This window comes from Janthinobacterium sp. PSRC1-1, assembly GCF_049897525.1.
GTDB classification, from domain to species: Bacteria; Pseudomonadota; Gammaproteobacteria; order Burkholderiales; family Burkholderiaceae_D; genus Janthinobacterium; species Janthinobacterium tructae.
Window position 1 is genome coordinate 233,146 of record NZ_JAFCWK010000007.1, and the last position, 17,120, is coordinate 250,265.

Here is a 17,120-nt window from a genome sequence, read left to right on the forward strand (position 1 = left end):
GCACTATCTTATGCCAGCGGCGGCAAAGCGTAAAGTATTTCTCAATAGAGATTGCAATTGCACAACGCCAGCGTGAGAAAACATGCGGCTTCAGCTGATTTACTCTTCGAGCAAACCATTTTCAGTGAGCATATCTTGCACCAGCTCCAGTCGCAGCACGGGATTATCCTGGCTCAGCAGCAATTGCTTTTGCATGGCGCTCAGGGACAGCAGCTCGCACCAGCGGTTCGCCACCCAGCCGCACTCGTCGAGGCGGAAAGGCGGCTGCAGGGGCATTTGCTCGGGCGGGATCTTTTGCTCCTGCAAGGTGCGTATCAGCGCGCCGAGCGCGTCGGCGACGTTCTGCTGCTCTTGCGGAATGGGAATGGTCTTATCGGGCGGCAAGGTTTCGACCTGCGCCATCCACAAGCCATGCTTGAGCTGCTCGCTGGACACGATGTGAAAGCGCTGCAGGCCCATGCATTTGATTTGCAGCAAGCCTGACAGGGGCGCGGCCCAGTCGATGACGCGCGCCAGGGTACCCACTGGCGCCAGCGTTTCCTGCTGGCCCGGCTTGCGCACTTCCGCGCCGTCCAGCAACTGCACCACGCCGAACGGCTGCTCGCCCATGATGCACTTGCGTATCATGTCCAGGTAGCGTACCTCGAAGATCTGCAGGGGCAGATAGCCATCGGGATACAGCACCGTATTGAGCGGGAACAAAGGTATCGTGTTCATAGGCGCATGATGGCACGAATGGCATATCCGTGCTGCGCGCTTGCCTTGTCAGCCTAACTGCGCCGATTACTTGTAAAAGCGCCTTTTCTTGGCTCGCTCGGCCGCCTTCGGCGCCAGTACCTTGACGGCCTTCTTCTGGATGGTGCCACCGGCGGACGTGCCCGGCACGCGGTGCTCGGCCTCGAAACCGGGCTCCTCGTGGCGTTTCAGGGTTTGTCGCGTCAGCGCTTCCACGGCCGACAGCAATTCCACCTCGTCGGCGCAGACGAGCGAGATCGCTTCACCCGAAGCGCCCGCGCGGCCCGTGCGGCCGATGCGGTGAATGTAATCTTCCGCCACGGTGGGCAAGTCGAAATTGACGACGACGGGCAATTGATCGATATCGAGGCCACGGGCGGCCACGTCGGTGGCCACCAGCACCTGCACCTCGGCAGATTTGAAACGGGCCAGCGCGCGCAGGCGGTTCGGCTGGGTCTTGTCGCCGTGGATCGAATCGGCGCGCACGCCCTGCTCCAGCAAGGTGTTCACCAGCAGCTCGACGCCCTTGCGCGTCTTGACGAAGACCAATACCTGGCCCCAGCGCTTTTTCTTCAACAGGTGCAAAAACAGTTCCGGCTTGCGTTTCTTGTCGCACACGATGACCGACTGTTTCACGGCCTTGACCGTGCTGTTGCGCGCGCTGACCTCCACCGAGACGGGGTCCTTCAGCATGGTTTTCGCCATGGCGCGGATGGCGTCCGAGAAGGTGGCCGAGAACAGCAGGGTCTGGCGCTGCTTGGGCATCGTCATCAGCAATATATCGAGCTCGCGCTCGAAGCCCAGGTCCAGCATGCGGTCCGCCTCGTCCAGCACCAGGGTTTGCACTTGCTCGAACTTGACGGCGCCCTGCGTCTGCAAGTCCAGCAAGCGGCCCGGCGTGGCCACCAGGACGTCCAGGCCCTTGCGCAGTTTGCTGATCTGCGGCTCGATGGGCACGCCGCCATAGGCGACAAAGCTGCGCACCGGCAGGTTGCCGCCATAGCTGCGGAAACTGGCATAGACTTGCTCGGCCAGTTCGCGCGTGGGCACCAGCACCAGCACGCGCACGCACTGCGGCGCCACCACGCCTTCCAGGGCCAGGCGCTGCAGCAGCGGCACGGCAAAGCCGGCCGTCTTGCCCGTGCCCGTCTGGGCGGCGGCCATCAGGTCACGGCCGGCCAGCACGGCAGGAATCGCTTGCGCCTGCACGGGCGTGGGCTTGGCATAGCCGAGCTCATCGAGTTTGCGGACCAGGGGATCGATCAGGCCGAGGGAGGAAAACGTCATGGGGAAGCAATCTTGGCAAAGTAAAAGGTGACGCGCACGGACCGGCCGTGCGCGCAATTGCCGAGATTATAGGCCAGCGGGGATGCCGGCCGGGGTTTCACCGTTAAAACAAACGCGTCAAAACTTCATTTCCAGGGTCGCGCGCGCCTGCGGCGAACTCGGCGAAATGCTGTTGCGAACTATCGTGCCGCTGGCATCCGTGTAGATGGTGTCGCTTTCGAAGTCTTGCGCCAGCAAGTTCGACACGGCCAGGCGCAGCTGGTTCTTCGCATCGAATTTCCACAGCGCATAGATGTCGAGGTCGCGCCGCGGCGACGTATAGGCGCTCTGGCGCTCGGTGATGCGCACCGGGCCGCCATTGCGGAAATTGAAGCTGCCACCCGTGGTCAGCACGCCATCGGGCGTCTTGTAGTCGAGACCGAAGTTGCCGCTGACGGGGGGTTGCTGGTCGAGCCGGTTGTTCGGCCCCGGTACCTGCTCCACTTGCGACCAGTTGCGGCTGACACTGGCGCGCAAGTCGATGGCCGGCACGGGTGCGGCCAGCACGGCGCGCAGCGGGAACTTCGCTTCCAGTTCCAGGGTCTGGGTATTGGCGCGGCCGTCGTTGACGGGCGTCGATACCCAGCGGTCATTGATGAACAGCAAGCCCTGGCGCGTATAGCCGTCGATGCGGCGGGCCGAGGCGCGCGCGCTGAGCAAGGCGCCCTCGGCCCAGTAATGTTCGTACGAAGCATCGATGCCCAGCGCCAGCTCCGGTTTCAGATACGGATTGCCTTCGCGGTCGGGGTCCGTCTGGCTATTGTTGGTCGAAGTATTGCGGCGCGGAATCAGGCTCGCCGTGGGCTGCGCCTTGTAGGTGCGCGTCAGGGCCAGGCGCACCTGGTCACCCTTGGTATCGGGTAACTTCCACAGGGTTTGCAGCAACGGACTCCACACGCTGGTGCGCTGATTCACTTCGTCGTAGGTATCGCCCGCGCTGCGCGTGTCGATGCCTTCCCAGCGCACGCCCGCATACATCGACCAGCGCGGCGTGATTTCCCAGTCATCCTGCACAAACAGGGCCAGGCGCTCGATGGTGGCGTCGAAACCCTCGTCGCTGTTGACGGGCGGGCGCGCGCCGGGCACGCCCAGCGCCGCTTCGCGCTGGCGGCGCGTTTCGTCGCGCTGCGTGTGCGCGCCATCCCAGCCCATGGACAGGGCATGGCCCGGCAGCAAGGGCGTGGAATACTTGCCGGTGGAACTGACGCCGTTTTCCGTCGCCTTCACACCCACCTGGCGCTCCAGCGCCAGGCCGCTGCCGTCGATAAAGCCCTGCTGCAGGCTGTCGGACGTATTGCGGGCGGCCGAGGCGCCGATTTTCAGTTCCAGCCTGGCGCCGCCAGCGAGCTTGTGCATCCACGTCAGGTCGCTGCGGCCGAAGGCATTGTGGTTGCTGGAACTGCCCGTATTCGTGTCGTAGTCGGGGCGCAAGCCCTGCTCTGTTTGCGCGCGGCTGACATTGCGGTGATTCGAGCGCCCGCCATTGAAAAAGAACTGCGCCGTCAGATTGTCGCCGCCGGCCAGCACCCAGTTCAGGCGCGGCGACAGATTGATGCCTTCCGGACGGCCGTCGCCGGTGCCATTCGTGCGACGCAGCAGGTTTTGCCGGCCGTCAGGCGCATAGCCCAGTTCCAGCCCGGGATTGTCGTAGTGGTAGTCGTAGCGGAACAGCGAGCCGGCCATCGAATACGAGAAATTGCCGTCGCGGTCGGACAGTTGCAGATTGACGCTGGGCGAGAAACTCACGTCGCTGCCCTGCACACCCAGCTTGAGCTCGCGCTGCGCAGTTTTGACGGCCTTTTTCAGCACCACGTTGATGGTGCCGGCGATCGATTGCGTGCTGTATTCGGCGCTGGCCGCGTGCAAAATCTCGATGCGTTCGATCACGTCGGGCGACAGGGTGTCGAGCGAGAAGCCGGCCGGCGCCCGTTCGCCGTTGAGCAGGATCTGCGTGTAGCCGCTGCCCAGGCCGCGCATGCGGATTTCACCGCCCGAGCGCCCGGCCGCGCCGGACACGGTAATGCCGGGCAAGCGCTTGAGCACGTCGGTGACATTCGTGTCGCCATACTTGAGGATTTCCTCGCTGCCGACGACCATCTTGCTGGCCGTATCGTCGCGGCGCGGATCATAGCCGCCGCCCTTGACTTCGACGCTCTGCATGGCGGGCGCAGCGGCTTTATCGGCCTTCAGCGGCGCGGCGGCGTTATCGGTGGCGGGAGCTTCGGATTGCTGGGCCTGGACATTCCAGGCAAGTAAAACGGCGGAACAAAGGACGGTAAGACGGAGGCAACGGCGCGGCATCATGACCTGGCTAAAAAAAGTTGGCTGAATAAAAATGGCTAAATGCTAAAAAACAGGCCGCTATATTGTGCTGCAATTTTTTCCGACTGACACAGTTTCCTGAAAATATTTCCTATGGCAAATTAAATTCGGCGGCGGGCTGTGATACGCACCCTTGCATACGGCGCATATCATTGCGCGCCACATCGCCGCTATAATGCGTTTTCACCATTGTTCCCATCCCCCCGTCAAAGGCTTCCCATCGTGTCTGACCGTCTTGCCGTCCTGCCTCAATATCTGCTCCCAAAAGGAGCGTTGACCAATTTTGCCGGCCGCATCGCTGGCGCCAAAGGCGGCGCCATGACCACGCGTTTGATCCGCTGGTTCGTCGGCCGCTACAACGTCAACATGGATGAGGCGCTGGACCCGGACATCACGCACTACACGAGCTTCAACGACTTTTTCACGCGCGCGCTGCGCCCCGATGCCCGTCCGCTGGCGCAGGCCGACTACGTCTGCCCCGTCGATGGCCGTATCAGCCAGTTCGGCAGCATCGACAAGGACCAGATCTTCCAGGCCAAGGGGCACAACTTCAGCACCACGGCCCTGGTGGGCGGCGATGCGGCCCTGGCGGCCCAGTTCGAACACGGCAGCTTCGCCAACCTGTACCTGAGCCCGCGCGACTACCACCGCATCCACATGCCGTGCGATGGCCGCTTGACGCGCATGATTTATGTCCCTGGTGAATTGTTCTCCGTCAACCCGACGACGGCGCGCGGCATTCCCGGCCTGTTCGCCCGCAACGAGCGCGTCGTCTGCGTGTTCGACACGGCCAACGGCCCCTTCGTCATGACACTGGTCGGCGCCACCATCGTCGGCAGCATGGCCACCGTCTGGCACGGCGTCGTCAACCCGCCCCGCACGGGCCAGGTGCGCGACTGGAGCTATGCGAACGACAATGTGGTGCTGAAACAGGGCGAGGAACTGGGCCGCTTCCTGCTCGGTTCCACCGTCGTGATGCTGTTCCCGCAAGGCACAATCAATTTCAACGCCAGCTGGCAGCCGGCCGGTCCCGTGCAGCTGGGCGACGTCATGGGCAACGTGCCCAAGTAAGCCAACGGGACGCGCACCTACACGGGCGCGTCCGTTTGATACATTTCCTCCATCAGGTCGAGAAAAGCGCGCGTCTTGGCCGGCATCAATCGCCGGCCGGGAAACACGGCCCAGCCCGTGACCAGCGGGAAACTCCACTCCGGCAACACGCGCACCAGTTCCCCCGTCGCCACATACGCCTTGGCGAAACGGTCCGTGCTGGCCGCGATGCCCACGCCCGTGCAGGCCATGCGCACCAGCAATTCCGGCGAATTGGCCAGCAGGCGCACAGGCAAGTCCCGTTCCCACGTCGTCTTGCCACGGATCAAAGTCCAATGCACGAGACCATGCACGGCCCGTGGCAAGCTCAATAAATCATGGCCGTACAGATCGTCGGGATGCTCGGGCAAACCGTGCACGCTCGTGTATTGCGGCGAGGCATACAGGGCCAGGGTGCTGAAAGCCACGCGGCGCGCCGCCAGGCTGGCATCGTCGGGCAAGTTGCCCATGCGGATGGCCAGGTCAAAATTTTCTTCCAGCAAATCCACGCGGCGCGCCGACAAGTCCAGCTCCAGCGAAATGGCCGGGTAGCGGCGCACGAACTCGGCCAGCACCTGGCGCATCAGCGCGTCGCCGAAATCGGCCGGCATGGAAATGCGCAGCAAGCCGCTGGGTCCCGCCTGGCGGTGCTGGGCCAGCGCGCCGGCCGCTTCCGTTTCCTCGACCACCTTGCGCGCATGGTCGAGCAGGCTGGCGCCAAATTCCGTCAGCGCCAGCTTGCGCGTGGTGCGCAGCAGCAGCCGTTCGCCCAGTTTCGCTTCCAGCTGTGAGATGCGACGCGACAGGGTCGACTTGGGCAAGTCCACGCGCTGGGCAGCGCGCGAAAAACTGCCGCACTCGACGACGCGCGCGAACAGCAGCAAATCTCCGGGATCGATATCCATATTTTTTATTGTTGCATGAGTGGATTAATGTTATCCATTTTAACGGCTTCCGCATCAATTTTGGAATTGCTATAGTTCATCCATCGCAAGACACCTCACAACGGAGAAAACAAGATGAACATCCTGCAAATCAATTCCAGCGCCCGCAGCACCGGTTCCGCCTCGACCCGCCTGGCTGACGCCATCGTTGCCCGCGTGCAAGCCGCCAACCCCGGCGCCACCCTGACGCGCCGCGACCTGGCTGCCGCACCGCACCCGGTGCTCGACGAGCCGACCCTGCAAGCGCTGTTCACGCCAGCGGACAAGCGCACGCCGGAGCAAGCGGCCCGCATCGCCCTGGACGACGCCCTGATTGCGCAAGTGCAAGCGGCGGACGTGATCGTCGTCGGCGCGCCGATGTACAACTTCGGCATCACCGTGCAACTGAAAAGCTGGTTCGACGCGATTGCCCGCGCCAACGTCACCTTCAAGTACACGGAAAACGGCCCCGTGGGCCTCTTGACCGGCAAGAAAGTCTACGTGGGCCTGTCCCGCGGCGGCTTGCACCGCGACAGCGCCAACGATAGCCAGGTGCCTTACCTGAACACCATGTTCGGTTTCCTGGGCCTGACCGACGTGCAATACGTGTATTCGGAAGGCATGGGCATGGGCCCGGAAGCCGTGGCCAAGGCCCAGGCGCAAGCGGACGCCGAGATCAACGCCATCCTGGTGTAATCACAGCAGTGAAAGGGGCGGCGCACTGGCGCCGCCCTGGCCTAGAGGAGAGAACAATGAGCGACATCACCACCGTCAACAAGCCACGCGGCGTCGAGCGCGTGATCGCCGGCCAGGCCGTCATGGATGGCGCCGGCGTGAAGATCAACCGCGTCCTGACGCAGCAGCTGCAGCGCCGTCTCGACCCGTTTTTGATGCTCGACAACTTTGCCAGCGACAAACCGAACGACTATATCGCCGGCTTCCCCGAGCATCCGCACCGCGGTTTTGAAACGGTGTCATACATGATCACGGGCCGCATGCGCCACAAGGACAGCGCGGGCCACGAAGGCTTGCTGACTTCGGGCGGCGTGCAATGGATGACGGCCGGCAGCGGCGTGATCCACTCGGAAATGCCGGAACAGGAAGAAGGCGTGATGGAAGGTTTTCAGCTATGGCTGAACCTGCCTGCACGCGACAAGATGCGCACGCCTTGGTACCGCGATTTCACGAGCGAAGAAATTCCCCGCTACACGACGGACGCTGGCGTGGCCGTGCAAGTGATCGCCGGCGCAAGCCATGGCGTGACGGGCGCCGTGCAGCGCGAGCTGACCGAACCGCTGTATCTCGATATCGACTTGCCGGCCGGCAGCAGCTTCGAGCAGCCATTGCCGCCAGGCCATAACGCTTTCCTCTATACGTTCCGTGGCGAAGTGCAGGTGGACGGCAAGGCCGTGCCCGCCCTGCGCATGGCGATCTTCGCCAACACGCCGGGCAGCGACGGCGTGCGCATCGAAGCGCCGCAAGGCGGCCGCGTGATTCTCGTCGCCGGCCAGCCGCTGAATGAACCGATTGCGCAGTACGGCCCGTTTGTCATGAATACCCAGGCAGAAGTATTCCAGGCCGTGCAGGACTTCCGCGAAGGCAAGTTTGGCGAGACGGCCACGCAGTAACATGATGTGTATCAGGAGAAACCTGCAGAGCCTCCGGGCCTGCAGGTTTTTTGTCGTGCCGACTACCTTGTTGCTTTTCAATTACACTGACGGCAACCTCATTCCACAAAGCACTCCATGTCCCAGATGCACGACTCCACCGACCACGACGCCACCCATTTGCATGCCCACAGGAAAGGCGATGCCGAGCACACCCACTCGTTCGAGGGGCGCAGCCAGAGCATCCTCGCATGGGCGCTGGGGCTGACCCTGTCCTTCGCCGGCATCGAGGTCATCGCCGGCTTCCTGTCCAATTCGCTGGCCCTGATTTCCGACGCGGGCCACATGGTCACGGACGCGGCCGCGCTGGGCCTGGCCCTGCTGGCGCAACTGATCGCGCGCCGCCCGCCGTCGCCGCGCCACTCGTTCGGCTTCGGCCGCGCCGAGGCGCTGGCCGCCTTCGTCAACGGCCTGGCCATGCTATGCGTGGTGGGCTGGATCTGCTATGAAGCCGTGTTGCGTTTTTCCGCGCCGCAACCCGTCAAGGGCGGCATGGTCTTCATCGTCGCCTTCATCGGCCTGGCGATCAATATCGTCGTGGCGTGGGTATTGTCGAAAGACAAGCAAAGCGTCAACACGCGCGCCGCCCTCGTGCACGTGATGGGCGACTTGCTCGGCTCGGTTGCCGCCATCATCGCCGGCGCCGTGATTTATTTTACGGGCTGGATGCAGATCGACCCGCTGCTGTCCGTGCTGGTGTCCCTGCTGATCCTGAAATCGACCTTCGGCGTACTGCGCGAGTCATATCACTTCCTGATGGAAGGTGTGCCCCTGCACATCGACTACATCGCCGTGGGCACGGATGTGGAACAAGTGGACGGCGTGATTGCCGTGCACGATCTGCATGTGTGGGACATGTCGCCAGGCCAGCCAGCCCTGATCGGCCACGTGGAAATCGAACACCTCGACCATTGGCCAAAGGTCTTGCGCGCGATCAAGAAGATGCTGTTGGCCAAGCATGGCATCGACCATATTACCTTGCAGCCGGAGACGGCGGCGATGGCGGGCTTGCATCAAGGTGACAAGACGCACTAATTGAACCCAACGGCAAATACTGGGGTCGGACGGGGACGCCGAGTCCCTTAGGGTACGACCCCGGCCTCTGCTCTTGGGTTGAACAAGATTAACTGCGCCTTGCCTCAAGCACCCCGCTCACATCCTTGATCACATTCAGCGCTTTTAATAACTGCGCCGTCGAGCTGATCTCGGCCGTAAAGGTCATGCGGGCCTGGCCCTTGGCGCTTTGGGTGTTGACGCCGATGACGTTGATTTTCTCGCGCGAAAAGATTTCGGAGATGTCGCGCAGCAAGCCCTGGCGGTCACCGGCGAGAATGAAGACGTCGACCGGATATACCGTGTCGTGCCCGCCCGTGCTGCCCCACTCCGTGAAGATCACGCGTTCGGGCGCCTTGGCGCGCATTTCCTCGAAATTCTTGCACGTGGCACGGTGAATCGACACGCCCTTGCCGCGCGTGACGAAACCGACGATGCTGTCCGGCGGCGCCGGTTTGCAGCACTTGGCCAGCACCGTCATCAAGCCTTCGGTGCCCACCACCAGCACGCCGGACTTGGCGCCCTGCTCCACGCTGGACGCGCGGCTTTTTCCCACCAGCACGGCGTCTTCCGGCACCACCACTTCGCCATTGTCGTGCAGCGCCTGCTCCACGTGGCGCAGGCTGAATTCATCCTTGCCCACCGACAGGAACAGCTCGTCGACCTTGGCAAAGCCCAGCTTTTGCGCCAGCGCTTCCAGATTGACGGCCGTCTTGCCTTCGCGCTGCAACGATTTTTCCACCAGCGCGCGGCCGTGGGCCAGGGTTTCCTGCATGTCGATGGCGTGGAACCAGGCGCGGATCTTCGAGCGCGTGCGCGTGCTGACGGCGTAGCCGGCGCCCAGCCAGTCGCGCGATGGTCCGGCCGTACCCGGCGCACCCTTGGCCGTGATGATTTCGCAGGTCTGGCCATTCTTTAATTGCGTATTCAGGGGCACCATGATGCCGTCGACCTTGGCGCCGCGGCAGCGGTGGCCCACGTCCGTGTGCAGGTGATAGGCAAAATCGACGGGCGTGGCGCCCACGGGCAGTTCCAGCACCCGCGCCTGCGGCGTCATGACGAAGATGCGGTCATCCAGGGTGGCCGATTTGAGCTTTTCCACCCATTCGCGCTGGATTTCTTCCTGGCCCACGACAGCGTCGGCCACTTCCGTCTTCCATGCCAGCAACTGGCGCAGCCAGGCGATCTTTTCGTCGTATTTCTGGCCGGCAAAGTTCGAGCCGCCCTCTTCCTTGTAGCGCCAGTGCGCGGCCACGCCGTATTCGGCAAAGCTGTGCATTTCATTCGTGCGGATTTGCACTTCCAGCGGCCGGCCATCCTCGGCCGTCACCACCGTGTGCAGCGACTGATAGCCATTCGGTTTCGGCCGCGAAATGTAATCGTCGAATTCTTTCGGGATGGGGGTCCAGATATTGTGCACCACGCCAAGCACCGTGTAGCAGGTTTTCACGTCGGAAACGATGACGCGGAAGGCGCGCACATCGTACAGGGCCGTGAAATCGAGTTCCTTGCCGCGCATCTTGTTCCAGATGCTGTAAATGTGTTTCGGGCGGCCAAATACTTCCGCCTGGATACCGGCCGCAGCCAGTTCCGTCTGCAGGCGCAGAATCGCCGAGGAAACAAAGCCCTCGCGCATCATGCGCTTTTCTTCCAGCATCTTGGCGATGCGTTTATACGCTTCCGGTTCGATGAAGCGGAACGATAAATCTTCCAGTTCCCACTTCAGCTGCCAGATGCCGAGGCGGTTGGCCAGCGGCGCGTACAAATCCAGCGTTTCCTTGCCGTATTCGCGCGTCATTTCGTTGAACAGTTTTAGTTCGGCAAAGTAACGCAAGGTCGTCACGCAAGCGGCCAGGCGCACCAGCACGACACGCATGTCGGACGCCATCGCCAGCAGCATCTTGCGCAAGGTTTCCACCTGGGCCACGGCTTGCTGCGCCGCATTCTTGCCGCGACCGGCAGCGCTGCCGTGCTGCGCCTGGGTCAGCGCGCGCAAACGGATCAGCTGGCGCACGCCGGTGGCCAGGTCGCACACCTGCTTGCCGAAGCGCGGCTCGATATCGGCCGCCGTATCCGGCTCCAGCAGGGTCAGCTCGAACATCAGGCCGGCAATGCGCGTTTCCGCATCGCTGCGCAGGAAAGCCAGGGTGGTGGCCACGCCGATGGCGAATTCCAGCGCGGAGCGGCCGGCAAAGGTCTGCTTGTCGCCATACGCTTCGGTGGCATACGCGAACGCGTCCAGCACGCGCGCGCTGTCCGGCGCACTCAAGCCCTCTACCAGTTGTTCCGAGGTGACGCTATTCGGGGCCGAGATGGAAACCATGTAATACCTTATAAACTAAATAACTGAATAACCTAGCGCTCTGCAGCGATGATGACGATTTCAACCAGGCATGCCGGATTGGCCAGCTTCGCCTCCACGGTGGCGCGCGGCGGGGTGTGGCTTGACGCGACCCAGTCATCCCATACTTCATTCATGCCATCGAAGTCTTTCATGTCGGCGATGTAGATCTGGCACGACAGGATGCAGGTCTTGTCGCTGCCCGCTTCCGCCAGCAAACGGTCGACGTGACCGAGCACTTCGCGCGTCTGGCCGACGATGTCTTGCGTGGTGTCTTCGGCGATCTGGCCCGCCAGGTAGATGGTGTTGTTGTGTATGGCTACTTCGGAGAGGCGTTTGCCTACGTGCAGTCGTGTAATTTCCATGCTTCTTCTTTCGGTTGTTTCAAAATCTGTACAGCGTTACTGATTATTACTTGCCCAGCAAAAACTTGCGCGCGATGGCGATCTGGTCGTCGTGCACGAAGGTGGGCGCATGGCCCACGCCGGCGATTTCCACCAGCTGCGCCTTCGGGCCGCGGCCCAGCATGATCTGCGCCGTCGCGTGCGACAGCAAATCGGACTCCGACCCGCGCACCAGCAAGGTGGGGCAGCGCACGGCATCATACGCGGCCCACAGCATGGCTTCGTCGCTGGCCGCCGATTCCGGCGTGGCCGAACGGAACGGCATGGCCAGGCCCATATCATAGTGGCGGCGCCAATGGCCATCCTTATCCTGGCGCAACACATCCACCGCCAGTTTATGCCATTCCGCATCCGTGTGCGGGCCGAAGCTGGCGGACACGTCACGCACAAACCTGGCGCCCTGCTCGAAGGTGTCGAAACGCAAGTCCTGGCCGATGTAGTCGCCGATGCGCTGCAAGGCTTCCGGCGCCAGGGTCGGGCCGATATCGTTCAGCACCAGTTTGCTGATCGGGCTGTCGGGCAACGATGCCAGGCCCAGACCGATCAAGCCGCCCATCGAGGTGCCGAACCAGTCCACCGTCTGACGCTCGCCATTGGCCAGCACGCGCGCCAGCAGGGTCACCATGTCGCTCACATATTGCGGTACACGGTAGAACTGCGGATTGGCCAGCCAACCCGACCGACCGCGTCCGACCACGTCGGGGCAGATGACGCGGTAATCGCTGGCCATGGCGCGTGCCAGGTTGTCGAAGTCGTCCGCCACGCGCGTCACGCCATGGGCGCAGACAAGCACGTTCGGATTGTCGGGCGCGCCCCACTCCTTGTACGACATGGTATGCAAGCCTGCGGGGGAGATGCATTGCACTGACTTGATGCTGGCTTCGATCATGCGATTTCCTTATTTGATATAAAAAGAGCACCGCTTTCTGCCTGCCAAGGGGTGTCCCGCGCGCGACGCTACGGCAGTGTAGCGCAGCGCGGGCAATGCTCCAAGCGCACGGCTGAAATGCTGCGCCGCAACACAGCACTGGCACCTTCGCCATGGCGCAATACCCGATATAGCGAAACTGCATATCTGCGGTTATCCACAATTGAGCCGGCCCGGCAATGGGCGGATGATCGCAGCATCAACCCGCAAGAGGAGACCACTCGTGAAAAAACCATTCTATAAAATCCTGTATGTCCAGGTGCTGTTCGCCATCGTGGCAGGCGTGCTGCTGGGGGTGTTCTACCCATCGAACGCCGTCGACATGAAACCGCTGGGCGACGGCTTTATCAAACTGATCAAGATGATCATCGCCCCGGTGATCTTCTGTACCGTGGTCTCCGGCATCGCCGGCATGCAGGACGTCAAGAAGATCGGCCGCGTTGGCGGCAAGGCGCTGCTGTACTTCGAAGTGGTCTCCACCTTTGCCCTGGCCATCGGCTTGCTGGTTGCTAACATCCTCAAACCGGGCGCCGGCTTCAACGCCGATCCCGCCCACCTGGACGCCAAGTCGATCGCGCAATACACGCACGCCGAAGGCTTGACGACCGTCGACTTCCTGATGAATATCATCCCGAAGACCTTCGTCGATGCCTTCGCCAAGGGCGACATCCTGCAAGTGCTGCTGATCGCCATCCTGTTCGGCTTTTCGCTGTCCCTGCTGGGCGAGCGCGGCCGTCCGGTCACCAAGCTGATCGACGAGCTGTCGCATGCCATCTTCGGCATGGTCAACATCATCATGAAAGTCGCTCCCGTCGGCGCGTTCGGCGCGATGGCCTTCACCATCGGTAAATACGGCCTGGCTTCGCTGATCCCGCTGGCTAAACTGATGGGTTCGTTCTACCTGACCTGCTTCCTGTTCGTCTTCGTCGTGCTGGGCCTGATCGCCAGGTACACGGGCTTCTCCATCGGCCGCTTCTTGCTGTACATCAAGGAAGAACTGCTGATCGTGCTGGGCACGAGCTCGTCGGAATCGGCCCTGCCGGCCCTGATGAAAAAACTCGAGCGCCTGGGCTGCTCGAAACCGGTGGTCGGCCTGGTCGTGCCTACCGGCTACTCGTTCAACCTGGACGGCACCAACATCTACATGACCATGGCGGCCCTGTTCGTGGCACAAGCGACCAACACGGAACTGACCATCTGGCAGGAACTGACCATCCTGGGCGTGGCGATGCTGACCTCGAAAGGTGCGTCCGGCATCACGGGCGCCGGCTTCATCACCCTGGCCGCCACCCTGGCCGTGGTGCCGACGATTCCCGTGGCCGGCATGGCGCTGATCTTGGGCATCGACCGCTTCATGAGCGAATGCCGCGCGCTGACCAATTTTGTGGGCAACGGCGTGGCCACCATCGTCGTGTCGAAATGGGAAAAAGAACTGGACATGGACAAGCTGCACAGCGAGCTGGCCCATCCCACCCACCCCACCGAAGACGCGTATATTGCCCCGGCCGTAAATATCGTCAAGTAAGCGAGACGTCTTCCTGAAAAGCCCCGCAGATCACTCTGCGGGGCTTTTTTTCATTGCGCGCGGGTTGTATCGCATCATCAACCAATAGTAAATCATGCATCAATATTTATCATGATGATCAATGAATCAAAAAGCATTACAGTGCTGTCACCTGTTCGCCGCCAGGCTCCCGCATAATGACATTGCGTTAATGCAAGCCTGACACCGAACCATCCACTTTTTGAATGGAGTACGCCATGTCCCTCTCGCCCGCCCTCTACGCCACCTGGTCCCCACGCTTGCTGGGCCTGCTTCGCATCATCCTCGGTTTCCTCTTCCTCCAGCACGGCACGGCAAAACTGTTCGGCGCGCCGCATGTGGCCATGTTCGATGGTTTGCAACTGTTGTCCGTGATGGGCGCGGCCGGCGTCATCGAGCTGGTCGGCGGCAGCTTGCTGCTGGTGGGCCTGTTCACGCGCCCCGTCGCCTTCATCCTGTCGGGCCAGATGGCGGCCGCCTATTTCATGGCGCACGCGCCAAACGGCTTCCTGCCGATCCTGAACGGCGGCGAAATGGCCGTGATGTACTGCTTCACCTTCCTGTACTTCGCCGCTGCGGGCGCCGGCGCCTACAGCCTGGACGGCTTGCGCGGCAAGGCGGGCGCATAAAAAAGGGCGGACATCGCTGTCCGCCCTTCTATTTCAGACCACAATCCGTTTATACAGCGGAAACATCCAGCTCGGCACCCGTGGCCGCCTGTACTTGCTCCTTGGTCACGCCCGGCGCCAGTTCCACCAGCTTCAGGCCGTTTTCCGTCACGTCGATGACGCCCAGGTCGCTGATGATGACGTCCACCACGCCCACGCCCGTCAGCGGCAAGTCGCACTGTTTCAGCAATTTATGCGACGTCGTGCCATCCTTGGCCGTGGCCACGTGCTCCATCAGCACGACGACGCGCTTGACGCCGGCGACGAGGTCCATCGCGCCGCCCATGCCCTTGACCATCTTGCCTGGAATCATCCAGTTCGCCAGGTCGCCCTTTTCCGACACTTGCATGGCGCCCAGGATGGCCAGGTTGATCTTGCCGCCGCGGATCATGCCAAACGAGTCAGCCGAGCTGAAGTAAGCAGCGCCGGGCAAGGCCGTCACCGTCTGCTTGCCGGCGTTGATCAGGTCGGCATCGACTTCCGCGTCGGTGGGGAACGGGCCGATGCCCAATAAGCCGTTTTCCGACTGCAAAAACACTTCGATATTGTCCGGCACATAGTTCGCCACCAGGGTCGGCAAGCCGATGCCCAGGTTCACATAAAAGCCATCCTGCAATTCCTTTGCCGCGCGCGCGGCCATTTCATCTCTCGTCCAAGCCATGATAATCTCCGTCTTCTTTTTTATGCTTCAGTGCGCACGGTGCGCTGCTCGATGCGTTTTTCCGGGTTCGCGTTGACCACGATGCGGTGCACGAAGATGCTCGGCGTATGCACCTGGTCCGGATCGATCTCGCCCACTTCGACCAGTTTTTCCACTTCGACGATGGTGATTTTGCCGGCCATGGCCACGTTCGGGTTGAAATTGCGCGCCGTCTTGCGGTAAACCAAATTGCCGGCGCGGTCGGCCATGTAGGCTTTCACCAGAGACACATCGGCCACGAGGCTGCGTTCCATCACGTATTGTTCGCCGTCGAATTCGCGCAGTTCCTTGCCGTCGGCAACGATGGTGCCCACGCCCGTCTTGGTGAAGAAGGCGGGAATGCCGGCGCCACCGGCGCGCAGTTTTTCGGCCAGCGTGCCTTGCGGCGTGAATTCCAGTTCCAGTTCGCCGGCCAGGTACTGGCGCGCGAATTCCTTGTTTTCGCCCACGTAGGAGGCGATCATTTTCTTGATCTGCCGCGTGGTCAAGAGCTGGCCCAGGCCGAAGCCGTCCACGCCGGCGTTGTTGGAAATGGCCGTCAGGCCCGTCACGCCCGAATCGCGCAAGGCGCCGATCAGGGCTTCGGGAATGCCGCACAGGCCGAAGCCGCCGACGGCGATGGTCTGGCCATCTTGGACGATACCGGCCAGCGCCGAGGCGGCGTCAGGATAAACTTTATTCATGGGTGTCCCTCTATCTTTTGTTAAGCTTTGGTCTTGAGTCCATGACTCAGGCAGCGCCTCAGCATAAAATACGCGAGTGGAAAGTACAATACCGTAGAACTACCGGCGCCGTGCCAGCAATCCCACTGTGAGAGTGATACGTATCAGATGAACGCCGCGTCAGCCATCGATTATGAAAGCATCTTCCTGCACGCGCCCGTGGGCATGTGCATGTCGGAAAACCGCATCATGCGCAGCTGCAACGAGGCGCTGGCATCCATGTTCGGCTATGCGCGCGCCCAGCTCGACGACCAGTCCTTCGAAGTACTCTACCCCACGCACGACGAATTCCTGCGCACGGGTGACCGCATCATCCCCATCATGAACGCCAAGGGCCGCTATTCGGACGAGCGCATCATGCGCCGCAGTAATGGTGAATTGTTCTGGTGCCATGTGACGGGCCACGCCATGCTGCCGGGCCAGCCACTGGGAGCGGGCATCTGGACGTTCGAGGATGTCAGCGAGAAACGCCCCGTGACGGCCCAGTTGACCCCGCGCGAGCGCGAAATCGCCGCGCTGCTGGTGGAAGGCAAGACCAGCAAGGTCATCGCCCGCCAGATCGACCTCAGCCCCCGTACGGTGGAAATGCACCGCGCCAAGCTGATGCGCAAATTCGCCGCCGCGACCTCATCCGAGCTGGTGCACAAGCTGGTGGGACTGCAGCTGCAGCGCTAGGGGCCGCAACTGCCGGTTTCAGCG

Annotated in this window: 16 protein-coding genes; 7 read left to right on the forward strand and 9 right to left on the reverse strand. The window is 62.0% G+C overall.

All coding sequences use genetic code 11. The annotated features are described in order from the left end of the window. Positions 1-99: 99 nt before the first annotated feature. From ACP7DW_RS17415 to ACP7DW_RS17425, 3 genes are all read right to left on the reverse strand, one after another. A complete protein-coding gene (locus ACP7DW_RS17415) occupies positions 100-717 on the reverse strand; it encodes an LON peptidase substrate-binding domain-containing protein (protein ID WP_426055936.1) in 618 nt (205 codons plus the stop codon). 66 nt (positions 718-783) lie between these two features. After that, positions 784-2,022, reverse strand: a complete 1,239-nt coding sequence (locus tag ACP7DW_RS17420; protein ID WP_426055937.1) for a DEAD/DEAH box helicase — start codon at positions 2,020-2,022, stop codon at positions 784-786. A gap of 117 nt (positions 2,023-2,139) precedes the next feature. Then, positions 2,140-4,221 carry a TonB-dependent receptor plug domain-containing protein gene (locus ACP7DW_RS17425; RefSeq protein ID WP_426055938.1) on the reverse strand — a complete coding sequence of 694 codons (2,082 nt, stop codon included), beginning with the start codon at positions 4,219-4,221 and terminating at the stop codon, positions 2,140-2,142. Between the two features lie 384 nt (positions 4,222-4,605). Here ACP7DW_RS17425 and asd point away from each other — a divergent pair, with 384 nt between their 5' ends. After that, positions 4,606-5,454 carry an archaetidylserine decarboxylase gene (asd, locus tag ACP7DW_RS17430; RefSeq protein ID WP_426055939.1) on the forward strand — a complete coding sequence of 283 codons (849 nt, stop codon included), beginning with the start codon at positions 4,606-4,608 and terminating at the stop codon, positions 5,452-5,454. Between the two features lie 17 nt (positions 5,455-5,471). Here the strand turns inward: asd and ACP7DW_RS17435 are convergent, their stop codons facing one another. Then, a complete protein-coding gene (locus ACP7DW_RS17435) occupies positions 5,472-6,377 on the reverse strand; it encodes a LysR family transcriptional regulator (protein WP_426055940.1) in 906 nt (301 codons plus the stop codon). A gap of 114 nt (positions 6,378-6,491) precedes the next feature. On the opposite strand from ACP7DW_RS17435, the gene ACP7DW_RS17440 reads away from it, so the two are divergent. From ACP7DW_RS17440 to ACP7DW_RS17450, 3 genes are all read left to right on the forward strand, one after another. Beyond that, a complete protein-coding gene (locus ACP7DW_RS17440; RefSeq protein WP_426055941.1) occupies positions 6,492-7,091 on the forward strand; it encodes an FMN-dependent NADH-azoreductase in 600 nt (199 codons plus the stop codon). A gap of 56 nt (positions 7,092-7,147) precedes the next feature. Beyond that, positions 7,148-8,023: a pirin family protein gene (locus ACP7DW_RS17445; RefSeq protein WP_426055942.1), complete on the forward strand. Its 876-nt coding sequence runs from the start codon at positions 7,148-7,150 to the stop codon at positions 8,021-8,023. 117 nt (positions 8,024-8,140) lie between these two features. Then, positions 8,141-9,097 carry a cation diffusion facilitator family transporter gene (locus ACP7DW_RS17450; RefSeq protein ID WP_426055943.1) on the forward strand — a complete coding sequence of 319 codons (957 nt, stop codon included), beginning with the start codon at positions 8,141-8,143 and terminating at the stop codon, positions 9,095-9,097. Between the two features lie 88 nt (positions 9,098-9,185). On the opposite strand, the gene ACP7DW_RS17455 is transcribed toward ACP7DW_RS17450, so the two are convergent. Genes ACP7DW_RS17455 through ACP7DW_RS17465 form a run of 3 tightly spaced genes read right to left on the reverse strand, consistent with a single transcriptional unit; the run spans position 9,186 to position 12,749 of the window. Continuing rightward, positions 9,186-11,438 (reverse strand): RelA/SpoT family protein, encoded by a 2,253-nt coding sequence (locus ACP7DW_RS17455; RefSeq protein WP_282409158.1) that lies wholly within the window; start codon positions 11,436-11,438, stop codon positions 9,186-9,188. Positions 11,439-11,470: 32 nt separating this feature from the next. Next, positions 11,471-11,821: a RidA family protein gene (locus ACP7DW_RS17460; RefSeq protein ID WP_099759545.1), complete on the reverse strand. Its 351-nt coding sequence runs from the start codon at positions 11,819-11,821 to the stop codon at positions 11,471-11,473. Positions 11,822-11,867: 46 nt separating this feature from the next. After that, entirely contained in the window at positions 11,868-12,749 is an 882-nt protein-coding gene (locus ACP7DW_RS17465) for an alpha/beta fold hydrolase (RefSeq protein WP_426055944.1), read from the reverse strand. 226 nt (positions 12,750-12,975) lie between these two features. On the opposite strand from ACP7DW_RS17465, the gene ACP7DW_RS17470 reads away from it, so the two are divergent. Both ACP7DW_RS17470 and ACP7DW_RS17475 read left to right on the forward strand, forming a co-directional pair. Next, entirely contained in the window at positions 12,976-14,313 is a 1,338-nt protein-coding gene (locus tag ACP7DW_RS17470; protein WP_426055945.1) for a dicarboxylate/amino acid:cation symporter, read from the forward strand. A gap of 236 nt (positions 14,314-14,549) precedes the next feature. Then, on the forward strand, positions 14,550-14,960 hold the full coding sequence (locus tag ACP7DW_RS17475; protein ID WP_099764159.1) for a DoxX family protein: 411 nt from the start codon (positions 14,550-14,552) through the stop codon (positions 14,958-14,960). Positions 14,961-15,009: 49 nt separating this feature from the next. On the opposite strand, the gene ACP7DW_RS17480 is transcribed toward ACP7DW_RS17475, so the two are convergent. Together ACP7DW_RS17480 and ACP7DW_RS17485 are read right to left on the reverse strand one after the other, a co-directional pair. After that, entirely contained in the window at positions 15,010-15,660 is a 651-nt protein-coding gene (locus ACP7DW_RS17480) for a CoA transferase subunit B (protein ID WP_072454554.1), read from the reverse strand. 20 nt (positions 15,661-15,680) lie between these two features. Next, a complete protein-coding gene (locus ACP7DW_RS17485; RefSeq protein ID WP_034784215.1) occupies positions 15,681-16,382 on the reverse strand; it encodes a CoA transferase subunit A in 702 nt (233 codons plus the stop codon). A gap of 147 nt (positions 16,383-16,529) precedes the next feature. Between ACP7DW_RS17485 and ACP7DW_RS17490 the strand changes: the two genes are divergently transcribed. Then, positions 16,530-17,096, forward strand: coding sequence for a LuxR C-terminal-related transcriptional regulator (locus ACP7DW_RS17490; RefSeq protein WP_298412661.1), 567 nt, complete (start codon positions 16,530-16,532; stop codon positions 17,094-17,096). The last annotated feature ends 24 nt before the right edge of the window (positions 17,097-17,120 follow it).